Here is a 13,549-nt window from a genome sequence, read left to right as displayed (position 1 = left end):
GGCGGCGGCGGCGCGCTCGAACGTTCCCAGTTGCGCGATCAGATGGGAAATATCGGGCCTGACCGAGCTAAATGACGGCGTGTAACTAACCAACACCTTCTGATCACCACGAAATCGCGCGATGGAGCTGATCGCCACGGCGGGAGGTGGCCGCAAAGCCGTCTCAGTCGGTGGCCGGGGCACCGGCTTCGGCGCGGACATTCAGTCAGAAGCAGGGAATGACGGGTCGAGTTACCGGAATATAGGGGCCGGACCGGTGCTGCCGCGCACGACCAGTTCATGATCGAGCGTTACTATCCGGGTTTCCGTGGCGGTGCCATCGATGATGGCGAGCAATAGCCTGACCGCGGTCTTGCCGATCAGCTCCATCGGCTGCCGCACCGTCGTCAGCGGCGGATCTAGATAGCGGGCGTAGCGGATGTCGTCGAAGCCGACGATCGACAGGTCGCGCGGGCATTGGAGGTCATAAGCGCGGCACGCGGCAAGCGCCCCCACCGCCATCTCGTCGCTGAAGCAGAAGATCGCGGTCGGACGCGCGGGCAGGGCGAGAAGGCGCTCGGTCTCGCGCTGCCCCGCCTCGATCGTATAATCCGCATGGCGGATCAGCAGCTCGGTCTCGCGCCCCGGAGTCTCGGCGGCGCGCTGCACGCCGGTCAGCCGGTCGCTGGTGATGTTGCTTTCGACGGGCCCCGTGACGATGCCTATCCGCCGATGGCCCATCGACTGGAGCAGCGCCATCGCCTCCTGCGCCGCGCGGACATTATCGATATGCACGCCGGAAACGCCAAAGGCCGGTGAGAAGTCGCAGCTATTGACGATCGGCGCCCGGGGTCCCTTGTCCTTGACCGCGTTGACCAGCGTCACCGGCATGCGGTGGCCGAGGAAGATCACCCCGTCCACCTCCTTGCGCTGGAGCATGTCGGCGAACTGGGCCTCCCGGTTCGCGTCATCGCGCGTGTCGCCGAGCAGCACCGAATAGCCGGCCTGTTCCGCCATGTCCTCGGCCCGGCGCAGAACCTCCGAGAAGAAGGGGTTCGATACGTCGGGCACCATCATGACGATCTTCGAGGTGCGCAGCATCCGCAGGCTCTTCGCCGCGAAATTGGGGGCGTAGCCGAGTTCCTCGATCGCGGCCTGCACCTTGGCCCGCGTTTCCGGGACGACGATGTCGGGATTGCTCAGCGCGCGCGACACGGTTGCCGTCGAAACGCCCGCGCGGGCCGCAACCATCTTGATCGTACTCATTGCCCCTCCAGCCGACCCGGACATCGCATGTAATGGATCCCACATGCGGATCAAAGCGGCATTGAAGGGCAGTGGCCACCGAATCCGTGAGAAAGTCAACGCTTGGAGAAGTAGGCTTGACGGAAGCGATGGCATGCGCAATTCGTTCTGTAAAGCATTACATAAATATGGGAGTCGTCGAATGGAGGGGACGGAGTCGAGAGGGCGTTTGTTCGCCGGTAGCTGTGCCGCCGTGACGGCCCTGGCGTTCAGTTTTGCCGCGATGAGCGGCGTGATGTACGACCTCAAGGGAGAGTTCCTGCTCGACAATGCCCAGGTCGGCCTGATCGGCGGCGCCGCGCTGTGGGGCATGGCGATCTCCCAGATCGGCTTCTCCTCGCTGTGCGACGTGTTCGGCATGCGGAACCTGATGCGGCTGGCCTGCCTCGGCCATGTCGGCGGCGTGCTGCTGTTCGTCACCGCGGGGAGTTTCGCAGGGCTCTTCGCCGGCGCCCTGGTGCTGGCCGTCGCCAACGGCATGGTCGAGGCGGTGTGCAATCCGCTGGTCGCCACGCTGTATCGTGACCGCAAGGCGGCGATGCTCAACCGCCTCCATCTCTGGTTTCCGGGAGGCATCGTGATCGGCGGGCTCGCCATCTGGGGCCTGGATCTGCTCTCGGTCGACTGGCGGGTGAAGCTGATCGCGGTGATCGTGCCGACGCTTGTCTATGCGGCGCTTCTCTGGCGCGCCCATTTCCCGCCGACCGAGGCGGCCGAGCATGGAGCGCCGCTGGCCGATGCGTTCAAGGCCGTCGCATCGACGCCGATCCTCTGGTTGTTCCTCATCCTGATGATGATGACGATGAGCCTGGAATTGGGGCCGAATCGCTGGATCCCCGCCGTGCTGGAGGCCGGGGGCCTGCCGGGCATCCTCGTTCTCGTGCTGATCAACGGGGTGATGGCGCTCACCCGTGCCAATGCCCATGCGATCCTGGATCGCGTCTCGCCGCCGGTGCTGCTGACGGGGTGCGTCGCGGTCGCCGGGGTCGGCCTGCTGGGGCTGAGCTTCGCACAGGGGCTGGTTCAGACCGTCGTCGCCGCCCTGGTTTTCGCCATCGGCATCTCCGTCGTCTGGCCGACGATGATGGGCTTCGTCGCGGAGCGGGCGCCGCGCACCGGGGCCCTGGGGCTCGGCCTGATGGCGGCGGTCGGGTCGCTTGCCGTCGGGGTCGTGACGACCCCGCTGCTCGGCCGGGTCGCGGACTCGCATCTGCTCGACGCCATCCCTCCGGCTGCCGTCCGCGCCGTCGCCGCCGATGCGCAAGGGCAGGCCGGTCCGCTCAAGGGCGCCGCCCGTGCGATCGTGGAAGGGCGCGCATCGCCCGAGGCGACACGCGACTTCCTGCGCCGCGCCACGGCGGGTGAGGCAGGGCCGGGCATCGCCGCGACCGCCGGGCCGCTGCTCCATGCCGGCGAGAACCGCTCGGGCCTGCTGTCCTTCCGCTATCTGGTGCCGTTCGCCGCGCTGGTCTGCCTGCTGCTCGGGGCGGTCGCACTGAACGACCGGCGGAACGGCGGCTATGCCGTCCAGGCGGCGCGCGCGCGGCTCGACGGGAACGTCTCGGCCTGAGGTTTTTTCGCCTGGCCGCCCGGGCGTGGTCGGGTGGCGAGCCAGGTGGGATCAGAGGCCGAGTATCCGGCGATTGCGCTGATCGTCCCGCACGCCGCCGCCGACGAAATCGTCGAAGCTATGCCCGGTGACGGGAATGATGTGGCGCTTGACGAAGGCCGCGCCCTCGCGCGCGCCGACCGCCGAATCCTTGAGGGCGCATTCCCATTCGACCACGGCCCAGCCGGCAAAGTCATATTGGGCGAGCTTGGAGAATATCGCGCCGAAATCGATCTGCCCGTCGCCCAGCGACCGGAAGCGGCCCGCGCGATCGGTCCAGCCCTGATAGCCCCCATAGACTCCGTTGCGCCCATCGGGCCGGAACTCGGCATCCTTCACGTGCATCATCCTGATGCGGTCATGATAGAGGTCGAGAAAGGCGAGATAGTCGAGCTGCTGCAACAGCAGGTGGCTCGGATCGTAGAGAATCGACGCGCGGCGATGATGGCCCACCGCATCGAGGAAGCGCTCGAAGCTCGCCCCGTCGTGCAGGTCTTCGCCGGGATGGATTTCGTAACAGAGATCGACGCCCGCATCCTCATAGGCATCGAGGATGGGCGTCCAGCGGCGGGCGAGCTCGGCGAACCCCTCTTCGACCAGTCCCGCCGGCCGTTGTGGCCAGGGATAGACCATGGGCCACAGCAAGGCGCCCGAGAATGTCGCCGATGCGTCGAGGCCAAGGCGCCGGCTGGCACGGGCGGCGAGCAGCAACTGGTCGGTCGCCCATTCCAGCCGCTCGCTATCCGATGCCTTGCGCAGCGGTTCGGGGAGGAATGTCTCGAACAAGGGACGGATCGCCGGATGAACGGCGATCATCTGGCCCTGGATGTGGGTCGAAAGCTCGGTGACGACCAGGCCGTGATCCGCCAGCAGGCCCTTGAGGTCGTCGCAATAGGCATCGCTTTCCGCCGCCAGCGCCAGATCCATGCAGCGCGGGTCGTTGGAGGGAAGCTGGACGCCAACGTAGCCGCAGTCGGCTACCCAGGGTGCGATCGCCTCGAGCCGGTCGAACGGCGCGGCATCGCCCATGAACTGGGCCAGAAAGAGGGCGGGGCCTTTGATGGTGCGCATGTCCGACTCCAGGGGGATCAGCTTTTCACCGCGACCCAGCCGCGGGTTCGGCTGCTTTCGAGAACGGCCTCGATGAAGGCGAGGCTGCTCAGGCCGCGATCGATGCCGGGGAGGGGGAGGGGGCATTCGCCAAGGCCCCGAAGTCTCCACGCAAAGGCACGATACAGGTTTGCCAGGGCTTCGATATAGCCTTCGGGATGGCCGCCCGGCAGCCGCAGCGCCGCGCGCGCGGCCGGGTCGATCATCATCGCCGGATTGGCCGACACGATCGTCGCGCGTCCCGCCGCGTCGGTGAAGACGATCTGGGTCGGCTGCTCCTGTGCCCAGCGCAGGGATCCCTTCGAACCGAACAGCGTCACCTCGAACCGATTCTGCTCGCCCGCGCAGACCTGGCTGGCGACGAGCGTGCCGCGCGCGCCGCCCGTCATCCGCAACAGCAGGCCGCCGTCATCGTCGAGCCGCCGGCCCGGTACGGCGACCTGGATGTCGGCCATCACCTCGGCAATCGGCTCGCCCGACAGGAACTCGATCATGGTCTGGGCATGTACGCCGATGTCGCCGAAGCAGCCGCTGCTTCCCGAACGGGCGGGGTCCGTGCGCCACGCCGCCTGGGCATTGCCGTGCTGCTCCGCGCGTTCGGCAAGCCATCCCTGGGTATAGCTGGCGGAGACGCGCCGCAAATCCCCGATGGTCCCGGCCGCGACCAGCGCGCGCGCCTCATGGACCATCGGATAGCCCTGATAGGTATAGGCCATCGCGACTCGGCCCGGCTGCGACGTGGCCAGTTCGACGACCTCGCGGGCTTCGGCGATATCGCGCGCGAGCGGCTTCTCGCAGAACAGCGCGAAGCCGCGTTTCAGGGCCGCTGCCGCGACCTCCGCATGGACGTGGTTGGGCGCGACGATGCTGACCAGCTCCGCCCGCTCATCCTCGGGCAATGCGGCTTCGCGATCGAGCAGCGCGATCGCATCGGTCGAGCTGCGCGCCGCCGGGATTCCCGCTTCCTCGGCGGCGAGCCTGTTTCGCGCCTCGTCCGGGCTGAAAGCTCCCGCGACCAGCCGTACGAGGCCGTCCAGAGACGCCGCGCGCCGGTGGACCGGCCCCATGAACGAGCCCGGACCGCCTCCAATCATGGCCATTCGTACCGGATTCATGGCTAACCCCTTTCCTGAGCTTCCCTCTACGAGGCTATGTAAACAATTACAATAGTTGCGATAGGAAAGGCTTTGTGTCGTCGAATTAGCTGGCGGATATTGTCAGAAAATCGCGATAAATAGGGGATGCTTGACAGAAAGCTTACGTGGACGCATCATGAAATCGGTTTCATAAAGATCGTCAGGGGTGCGATCCGGCCGCTTCGGCCCGCATGCTTGCCGCCCATGTCGGATAAACAGGAACGCGGATGGCAGAGGATCCCTTTTTCCCTTCGTTCGAGAGCCTGATGTGCGTGCCGCTGGGCCGCCGCGGTTTCATGGGCGCCGCCGGTGTACTGCTGGGTGCCGTCTGGACGTCCGGGCTGCTTGCCGGCCCGGTCGCTGCCGATGCGGGGGCGTCGCCGCTGGTTCGGCGGCTGGGCGAGATCGTGATCCCCGCCACCGAAACCCCCGGGGCAGGGACCGCGGAGGTTTTCGCCTTCGTGTCGCGCGCCGTGGAGAAGGGCTTGTTCGACGTGCCGGCCGATCTGTTCGCGCGTCTGCAAGCCGAGTTGGATGCGCGCGCGGGCGGCGATTTCCTGCGTCTTCCGGCGGCTCGGCAGGAGGCGTTGGTCGCCGCGCTCGATGCCGAAAGCTATCGGCCGGGCACCGCGGGGGAAAGCCCGTGGTGCATGACCAAGACGTTGCTTCTCGTGGGCTATTATACCGGCGAGGCCGGCGGATCGGAGGAGCTGGACTATCAGCTCGTACCCGGCCGCTACGACGCCAATATCCCGACCGGCAAACAGTATCGGGCGCTTTCCAATGACTGGACCGGCCTGTCGATCAGGAAGGAAGTGGTTCCGTCATGAGCACGCAGTTCGACGCGATCGTCGTCGGTTCCGGGATCAGCGGGGGATGGGCCGCGAAGGAGCTCACGGAGCGTGGCCTGACCGTCCTGCTGATCGAGCGGGGCCCGATGGTGGAGCATCAGGTCGACTATAAGACGGAGATGCTGGCGCCGTGGGAGCTGCAATATCGCGGCCAGGGCGATGCCCAGTTGTTCGCGCGCGACTATGCGATCCAGAGCAAGGGCATGTCCTTCAATGAATGGACCTATCACCATTTCGTCAATGACCGGGAAAATCCCTATCAGACGACGGCGGAGAATCCGTTCCAATGGCGGCGAGGCTACCAGCTCGGCGGCAAGTCGCTGCTGTGGGGGCGGCAATGCTATCGGTGGAGTGATCTCGATTTCGGCGCCAACGCGGCGGATGGCCACGGCTGCGACTGGCCGATCCGCTATGCGGATGTGAGTCCCTGGTACGACCATGTCGAACAGTTCATCGGCGTTTCGGGGTCGAGGGAGGGGCTGCCGCAGCTTCCCGACGGGCAGTTCCAAAGGCCGATGGCGATGAATGCGGTCGAGCTGGCATTGAAGGCCAGGCTCCAGACGGCCTATCCGGACCGCAAGCTGGTGATCGGCCGCAGCGCCAACATGACCGAGGAGAAGGAAGGGCGGTCGTCCTGCCAGTATCGCAACATATGCGCGCGAGGCTGTTCGTTCGGCGCCTATTTCAGCACGCAGAGCTCGACCTTGCCGGCGGCGCGGGCGACCGGCCGGCTCACCCTGATCACGGACAGCCTCGTCGATTCGCTCGACTATGATCCGAAGACCCGGCGCGTCTCCGGCGTGAGGGTGCTCAACACCGCGTCGCGGGAGCGGAAGACCTATACCGCGAAGGTCGTGTTCCTCTGCGCGGGACGATCAACAGCGTGAGCGTGCTGCTGCGCTCGGCGAGCGCCGATCAGCCCAACGGGCTCGCCAACGGTAGCGGAGCTCTGGGACGCTATTTCATGGATCACGCCCTGGCGATGTCGGTCGTCGCCGAAGTGCCCGGCTTTCTCGACCATGGCTATTTCGGCAATCGGCCGAACGGCATCATCGTTCCGCGCTACTACAACCTCGACAATCGGCAGCGTGATCCGGCGCGTGGTTATTCCTATCAGGGCGGCGCCTACCGTCGTGGCTGGGCGCGGGGGGCCAATCGGGCCGGGGTGGGCAGGGCGTTCAAGCAGGAGCTGCACGCGCCGGGCGAATGGAATTTCCTGCTCGGCGCCTTTGCCGAATGCCTTCCCCGCGCGGACAATCGTATCTCGCTGGATCCGACGATGACCGATCCGTTCGGCATCCGTCAGACGCGCATCGACTTCGCCTATGGCGACAATGAGCGGCGGCTGCTGGCGAAGGCGGGGCAGGAGGCCAAGGAGATGGTGGCGCTGCTCGGCGCGAAGCTGGTCAGCTATTCGGAGGACCCGGGGCCTGGCGGCACCGCCGTGCATGAAATGGGCGGCGCCCGTATGGGGAAGGATCCGGCATCGTCGGTGCTCAATGCGCATAATCAGGCGCACGACGTCGCCAATCTATTCGTTACCGACGGTGCCGCCATGGCGTCGTCGGCCTGCCAGAATCCGTCGCTCACCTACATGGCGTTGACGGCACGCGCGGCGGCTCATGCCGCCGAGCGGGTCCGGCAAAACACAATATAGGCGCTTCATGGAAAATGGGGCTTCCATTCTGCGGTAAAATGGGAGATGTAATCGTTACCATTGCCGCGTTGATTAGCTGACATTGGCAGATGGACGAGAAAATATCGCTCGGTTCCGGGCTAAAAATGTAATCGATACCATGTGTAGGGAGGAGGCGCGGGGCATGAACGGGACGCGAATCTCAGTCGAACGGATGAGTCGGAGAGCCCGTCGCGGACGGGGCCTGCCGGTATCGGACGGATTTCGATCGGCCCGCCATGGCGCTTCCCATCGATTTGATTTTATCAGGGTTGGAAAGGGGAACCTTATGAAGAGCTTCAAGTCGTTCGACGGCAAGCGCGGGCTGCTCGCCGGCGCCGCGATGGTGATGGCTGTGGTGATGCCGGGGGCTGCCATGGCCCAGGAGGCTGCCGCCGTCGACGAGGGCGGCATCGGCGAGATCGTCGTGACCGCCGAAAAGCGCGAGACGACCGTCCAGAAGACGCCGATCGCCGTATCCGTCCTGGATGCGGACGCGATCCGGCGGAACGGGGTCAACAGCCTGGTCGATCTGTCGTCGCTGACGCCGAGCCTCAACTTCGCGCAGAATTCGGTCAACACGATCATCACGATCCGCGGCGTTTCGAGCCGCGACACCACCGAGATTGGCGACCCCGCGGTTTCGATCGCCACGGACGGTTTCTATTATCAGCGTCCATTCGGTTTCAACGACACGCTCTACGACCTCGAGCGCGTGGAGGTACTGCGCGGTCCGCAGGGCACCTTGTACGGCCGCAATGCGACGGGCGGCGCGATCAACTTCATCACGGCGAAGCCGGGCAAGGAATTCGGCGGGTTCGCCACGGTCGGCGTCGGCGATTACAACCTGATCACCGCCGAGGCTGCGGTCAACATCCCGCTGGCCGACAACCTCCAGACCCGCACGTCGGTCTATATGCAGAAGCGCGACGGCTATCGGAAGAACAACTATGCGGGCAAGGACGGCGACGACGCCGACGCCGTGTCCGCGCGCTTCCAGGTCAAATTCGACCCCACCGAGCGTCTGTCCTTCCTGCTTTCCGCGCAGACCACCAGCATCGACGGCGTCGGCCCGACCTTCTACGGCGTGCTGTTCAACGGCCCGGTCAACAACAATGTCCGCCCCGCCATCGACCGCGACGGATCGGTTCTCGGCTCGCCGCGGCAAAGCATCAACGGCACCAACAAGTCGATCCAGCTCACCGCGACCTATGATTTCGGGATCGCCACGCTCACCTATCTCGGCGGTTTCCGGAACCAGAAATATCGCCAGGTCCGCGATCTCGACGGTGTCGTGAAGTCGGATGCCTATTTCCTGCCGAGCGAGGATGCCCGCGACTGGCAGCATGAGGCGCGGCTGACCTCGAACGGCGACGGCCCGTTCAAGTGGCAGGCCGGCGTCTTCTATTTCCACGAGAAGAACAACACCAACACCGACTTCTCCAGCTTCACCAACCCCATCGCTCCGGGCCAGCCGGTGGCGCGTTTCTCCTTCCGCTATCCGAGCGTGATCGCGCGGTCGAAGGCGGTCTTCGGGCAGGCCTCCTATGAGGTCGTCCCCGGCCTGTCGCTGGAGGCGGGCATCCGCTACTCGAAGGACTACAAGGCGCGTCGCGGCTATTCCAACACCACCGGCACTTCCTATACCGGCGTCGGCAACGTGCCGACCGACGTGAACGCGAGCAGCAGCAAGACCACGACCCATTTCGCGGTGAACTGGCAGTTCACCCCGCGCAACCTGCTCTATGTGAAGCGCGATACCGGCTACAAGGCGGGCGGCTTCAGCGACGTCCAGAATATCGGCAACGTGCCCTACGGCCCGGAGAACATCACCTCCTACGAGATCGGTTCGAAGAACCGTTTCCTCGACAACCGGTTGCAGCTCAACGTCTCGGCCTATCGCTACAACTACAAGGATCAGCAGATCAGCCAGTTCAACAATGGCTTCACCGCCATTTTCAACGCCGGCAAGTCGCGGATCAAGGGTGTCGAGGTCGAGGCGGTGGCGCAACCGGTGCCGGCGCTGCGATTCGACGGATCGATCGCCTATCTGGACGCGAAGTTCATCGATTTCCGGGTCGGCAACGTCCAATATGCCGGCAACAAGCCGCCAAGCTCGCCCAAATGGCAGCTCGGCGCCGGCTTCCAATATGAGCTCGCTCTGGGCGAGGGCACGCTGACGCCGCGCATCCAGACCCACTATGAGAGCGAGTCCTATCTTGCCTTCACCAATTTCGAGCGCGAGCGGAACCGCAAATTCTCGCGCACCGACCTGATGCTGACCTACAATGCCTCGGACAATCGCTGGAGCCTGCAAGGCTATGTCCGCAACCTCGAGAACAAGATCGTGATCACCGCGGCGTCGGCGAGCGGCCTGTTCGGAGCCTATACCTATCAATTGGCTCCGCCGCGGACCTACGGCGCACGGCTCACCTACAACTTCTGATGGGTCTCCTGTCGCTTTCGCGAAAGTGGCGGCGAGGTAGCCGGGCGGCCAGGGCATCATGTGCCCTGGCCGCCCTGGCCGCGCTGGGGAATGCCGCGCCGGAGGCTTCCGGATGGCGGCCGCTGTTCAACGGCCACGATCTCGACGGCTGGGTCGCCAAGATCAACCATCATCCATTGGGCGATAACGCCCATGGCACTTTCGTGGCGAGCAACGGAGTCCTCCACGTCCGCTATGACGGCTACCGCAGCTTCTTCGACGAGTTCGCGCATCTCATCTATCGGCAGCCTTTCTCGAGCTATCGGCTGCGCTTCGACTATCGCTTCGTCGGCGTCGATACGCCGGGCGGTCCGCCATGGAGCAAGCGCAACAGCGGCGTGATGATCTATGGTCAGGCGCCGGAGACGATCGGCCGCGACCAGCCCTTTCCCATTTCGATCGAGATCCAGTTGCTCAACGGCGAGGGAGCCGACCAGCGCACGACGGGCAATATCTGCACGCCGGGCACCAATGTGGCGGTGGGCGGCCAGCGCGTGACCAGCCATTGTGTCCTCTCCGTCTCGCGTCCCTATGCGGGCGAGGGCTGGGTCCATGTCGAGATCGAGGTGCGATCCGGCGGCCCTACGATCGTCGAGGTCGACGGTGTCGAGGTGATCCGTTTCGACAAGCCGGAGCTGGATCCCACGGACCTCACCGCCATGCCGCTCTATCTCGCGGGCGGCGCCCGCTCGGTCGGGTTGACCTCAGGCTATATCTCGCTCCAGGGCGAGGGGCATCCGATCGATTTCCGTCGTATCGAGATATTGGAACTGGCTGGCGACGCGCCCTGACGGGTGGAGATCCCGTTCATTCGATCGCTTCGGAATCATAGACGACGACACGCGCCCAGAGCGGCGAGCATTGGTCGACGAAGCGCAGGTGGATCGGATCGACCTGATAGGCATCCTGATCGGCCTTGCTGTCGAACGTCAGCATCCACGACACCGCATAGGAACGGTCGATCACCTCGCGGTCGGTCGCCGCTGGGATGCCGATATGGTGGGATCGGATCGTCTTGACCGCCGCCAGCTTCCTGAGGCCGTCGATCAGGCGTGCCCTGTCGCTGGCGTCGTCCGGTTGCTTGAGCCAGAAATAGACATGATGGACGAATTTCTGGGGAAGCTCGGCCGAACGGGCGGGCGTGGCCATCAGGCTGGCAGCGGCCAGGCCGACGACGATCGCGCCGATGATCCTTCCATGGGCTCTTTCCTTCACCGGCCTATCTCCATGATGTAACCGATTACTATCGTTGGCTTGCAGATCGCGAATGTCAATGAGCCGAGAATTGTGATGACTTTAAAATATCGAGAGATATTGACATTCTCGCCAAGCCAATAGACGTTGATAACGATTACATATGCCAATGGGAATATGGCATGGACAGACGCATCGGGCGTGCGGCAGAACAGCGGCGCCTGATGGTCGGACGGGTTTTAGGGAGCCGAACGATGATGATGGACAGAAGGCACTTCCTCTCCAACGCCGGCGCGGCAGCCCTGCTGCTTGGTACTGCGCCATCGCTCGCCCGCGATCGGGCAAGGCATTTCGGCGTCCAGCTCTTCTCGATTCCCAAGATGCTGGAGCAGGACTTTGCCAAGGCCATCGGTTTCCTCGCCAAGCTCGGCTATCGGGAGGTCGAGACCTACGGCCCCTATACGTTCAGCGATCCCACGCAGATCGCGCATTGGAAGCGCATCACGCCCGACCTCGGCTTCTCGGGCAGCGGTTTCTTCGGCAAGACGCTGGCCGAGGCGCGCACGATCCTGAAGGCCAACGGTATTTCCGTCCCGTCGATGCACACCGACCTGCTGACGCTGCAAGGCCGGATGGGGCCATTGGCGGAGGCCGCCCATCAACTGGGCGCCACTTATGTCACCCTCCCGTCGATCCCGGCCGATCATCGCCAGACGCTCGACGATTACAGGCGTACCGCCGATATCTTCAACCAGGTCGGGGCGAATGCCATCAAGCATGGCGTGAAATTCGCCTATCACAATCATGGCTATGGCCTGAAGCCGATCGACGGCCAGGTGCCGCTCGAACTCCTGTTGAAGGCCACCGATCCGGCCAGGGTCTTTCTGGAGCTGGATCTGTACTGGACCGTTGCCGGCGGCGCGGATCCGATCGATCTGCTGACGCGCCACAGCGGCCGCTATAAGATGATCCACCTGAAGGACATGAAGGAAATCCACCATTTCGAAGGTGACGGCGGTACGCCGGATCAATGGATCAAGCTGTTCCCCTATATGACCTATCTGGGCGATGGCGCGATCGACCTGCCGGCGGTCCTCGCCATGGCCGAGAAGTCCGGGGTCGAGCATTATTTTGTCGAGCAGGATACCGTCGCCGATCCTGAGACGGCGCTCAGGAACAGCGCCAGCTATCTGCTGAAGCAAGGCTTCAAATGATCGAGGCGGATCGGCCGGGCGCTTCAGGGAAGCTTCTGGCCGATCGCCGCTTCCAGCAGGCGGTACCAGTCGTTTCGGGTCCATAGGACCTTCCTGGCATCGGCGGCCCGTCTTATCCGCTCCGGCGACTGCGAACCCACGATCGGGATCACTCCGGCCGAATGTGCCATCACCCAGGACAGGGCAATCGCGGCCGAGTCGACATTCTGCTGCTCGGCCAGTGCATGCAGGGTCTCCCCCAGCCGATCGGTGCAACGCGTCAGCCGTCCGCCCCCGAGAGGGGACCAGGCGAGTACGGTCGTCCCGTGCGTCATCGCATCGTCGAGCGTGCCGTCGTGGAGGGGCTGGGGATGCCACAGGGAGAATTCGGGTTGCGTCGTCAGGATCGGCGTCCTGGCGAAGCTCCGTAGGGCTGCGAGCTCCGACGGCGCATAGTTGGACACGCCGACGGCCCCGACCTTCCCGCTGTCCACCATCATGTCCAGCGTCGACGCCAGTTCGTCGGGTGGGGTGAGCCAGTCCCGGCGATGGATCTGATACAGGTCGATCCGTTCGACGCGCAGGCGCCGCAGCGAAGCTTCCACGGCATCCAGCAGATAGTTTCGCGAACTGTCATAGGGGAAGCCGGGGCGGATGCCGCCCTTGGTCGCCAGGCATATCTGATCGCGCAGGCCCGGACGGTCGCGCAGCATCCGGCCCAGAAGCTCTTCGGCGGCGCCGAAGCCCTTGGTATCCGCCCCATAGATGTCGGCGGTGTCGAACAAGGTGAAGCCGGATTCGATCGCGGCATCGATGCGTTCGAGCGGATGGCTGCCGTCCTCGCACAGCCGCCAGCTTCCCCAGCCCATGTCCGAAGCCAGAGGGTGGAATGTCATCGTGCCCCTCGATAGCTGGTAAGCTTCGCGGCTGCCCTGGCGCGGCGTGTGATCTCTGCGGTGTCGGGCTTGCCGGGCGGGACGATCCAGCTGCCGCCGACGCACAGCACCGCGTC

General features: G+C 64.6%; 10 protein-coding genes and 1 pseudogene. 6 read left to right on the top strand and 5 right to left on the bottom strand.

Features of this window, described 5'->3' with window-relative positions:
• Positions 1-231: 231 nt before the first annotated feature.
• Positions 232-1,245 (bottom strand): LacI family DNA-binding transcriptional regulator, encoded by a 1,014-nt coding sequence (locus tag B5X82_RS21970; protein WP_079650471.1) that lies wholly within the window; start codon positions 1,243-1,245, stop codon positions 232-234.
• A gap of 232 nt (positions 1,246-1,477) precedes the next feature.
• Between B5X82_RS21970 and B5X82_RS21965 the strand changes: the two genes are divergently transcribed.
• Positions 1,478-2,854: an MFS transporter gene (locus tag B5X82_RS21965; RefSeq protein WP_176152669.1), complete on the top strand. Its 1,377-nt coding sequence runs from the start codon at positions 1,478-1,480 to the stop codon at positions 2,852-2,854.
• Positions 2,855-2,905: 51 nt separating this feature from the next.
• Here B5X82_RS21965 and B5X82_RS21960 read toward each other — a convergent pair whose 3' ends face one another.
• On the bottom strand, positions 2,906-3,964 hold the full coding sequence (locus tag B5X82_RS21960) for a sugar phosphate isomerase/epimerase family protein (protein WP_079650327.1): 1,059 nt from the start codon (positions 3,962-3,964) through the stop codon (positions 2,906-2,908).
• A gap of 17 nt (positions 3,965-3,981) precedes the next feature.
• Entirely contained in the window at positions 3,982-5,103 is a 1,122-nt protein-coding gene (locus B5X82_RS21955) for a Gfo/Idh/MocA family protein (protein ID WP_235862766.1), read from the bottom strand.
• 302 nt (positions 5,104-5,405) lie between these two features.
• Here B5X82_RS21955 and B5X82_RS21950 point away from each other — a divergent pair, with 302 nt between their 5' ends.
• The 4 genes and pseudogenes from B5X82_RS21950 (at position 5,406) to B5X82_RS21935 (ending at position 10,941) form a co-directional block, all read left to right on the top strand.
• Positions 5,406-5,969: a gluconate 2-dehydrogenase subunit 3 family protein gene (locus B5X82_RS21950; protein WP_176152668.1), complete on the top strand. Its 564-nt coding sequence runs from the start codon at positions 5,406-5,408 to the stop codon at positions 5,967-5,969.
• A pseudogene (locus B5X82_RS21945) lies at positions 5,966-7,647 on the top strand (FAD-dependent oxidoreductase). The gene B5X82_RS21950 and the pseudogene B5X82_RS21945 overlap by 4 nt, the downstream one beginning before the upstream one ends.
• 307 nt (positions 7,648-7,954) lie before the next feature.
• Positions 7,955-10,111, top strand: coding sequence for a TonB-dependent receptor (locus B5X82_RS21940; protein WP_079650324.1), 2,157 nt, complete (start codon positions 7,955-7,957; stop codon positions 10,109-10,111).
• Complete coding sequence (locus B5X82_RS21935; protein ID WP_079650323.1) at positions 10,111-10,941, top strand: 3-keto-disaccharide hydrolase; 831 nt, start codon at positions 10,111-10,113, stop codon at positions 10,939-10,941. The genes B5X82_RS21940 and B5X82_RS21935 overlap by 1 nt, the downstream gene beginning before the upstream one ends.
• 16 nt (positions 10,942-10,957) lie before the next feature.
• Here the strand turns inward: B5X82_RS21935 and B5X82_RS21930 are convergent, their stop codons facing one another.
• Positions 10,958-11,365, bottom strand: coding sequence for a Dabb family protein (locus B5X82_RS21930; protein ID WP_079650322.1), 408 nt, complete (start codon positions 11,363-11,365; stop codon positions 10,958-10,960).
• Between the two features lie 233 nt (positions 11,366-11,598).
• Between B5X82_RS21930 and B5X82_RS21925 the strand changes: the two genes are divergently transcribed.
• Positions 11,599-12,558 (top strand): sugar phosphate isomerase/epimerase family protein, encoded by a 960-nt coding sequence (locus tag B5X82_RS21925; protein WP_079650321.1) that lies wholly within the window; start codon positions 11,599-11,601, stop codon positions 12,556-12,558.
• A 23-nt stretch (positions 12,559-12,581) separates the two neighbouring features.
• On the opposite strand, the gene B5X82_RS21920 is transcribed toward B5X82_RS21925, so the two are convergent.
• Entirely contained in the window at positions 12,582-13,433 is an 852-nt protein-coding gene (locus tag B5X82_RS21920; protein ID WP_079650320.1) for an aldo/keto reductase, read from the bottom strand.
• Positions 13,434-13,549: the final 116 nt, after the last annotated feature.

Source organism: Rhizorhabdus histidinilytica (assembly GCF_900167915.1).
In the GTDB taxonomy this organism is placed as follows: Bacteria; Pseudomonadota; Alphaproteobacteria; order Sphingomonadales; family Sphingomonadaceae; genus Rhizorhabdus; species Rhizorhabdus histidinilytica.
Note: the sequence above shows the minus strand (reverse complement) of the source record. Positions and strands in the feature narration are given on the sequence as shown.

Excerpts from the sequence above, each read along its gene's own strand:
- B5X82_RS21940 (WP_079650324.1), top strand. The coding sequence starts at position 7,955 with ATGAAGAGCTTCAAGTCGTTCGACGGCAAGCGCGGGCTGCTCGCCGGC.
- B5X82_RS21950 (WP_176152668.1), top strand. The coding sequence starts at position 5,406 with ATGTGCGTGCCGCTGGGCCGCCGCGGTTTCATGGGCGCCGCCGGTGTA.
- B5X82_RS21935 (WP_079650323.1), top strand. The coding sequence starts at position 10,111 with ATGGGTCTCCTGTCGCTTTCGCGAAAGTGGCGGCGAGGTAGCCGGGCG.
- B5X82_RS21960 (WP_079650327.1), bottom strand. The coding sequence starts at position 3,964 with ATGCGCACCATCAAAGGCCCCGCCCTCTTTCTGGCCCAGTTCATGGGC.
- B5X82_RS21925 (WP_079650321.1), top strand. The coding sequence starts at position 11,599 with ATGATGATGGACAGAAGGCACTTCCTCTCCAACGCCGGCGCGGCAGCC.
- B5X82_RS21970 (WP_079650471.1), bottom strand. The coding sequence starts at position 1,245 with ATGAGTACGATCAAGATGGTTGCGGCCCGCGCGGGCGTTTCGACGGCA.
- B5X82_RS21955 (WP_235862766.1), bottom strand. The coding sequence starts at position 5,103 with ATGGCCATGATTGGAGGCGGTCCGGGCTCGTTCATGGGGCCGGTCCAC.
- B5X82_RS21920 (WP_079650320.1), bottom strand. The coding sequence starts at position 13,433 with ATGACATTCCACCCTCTGGCTTCGGACATGGGCTGGGGAAGCTGGCGG.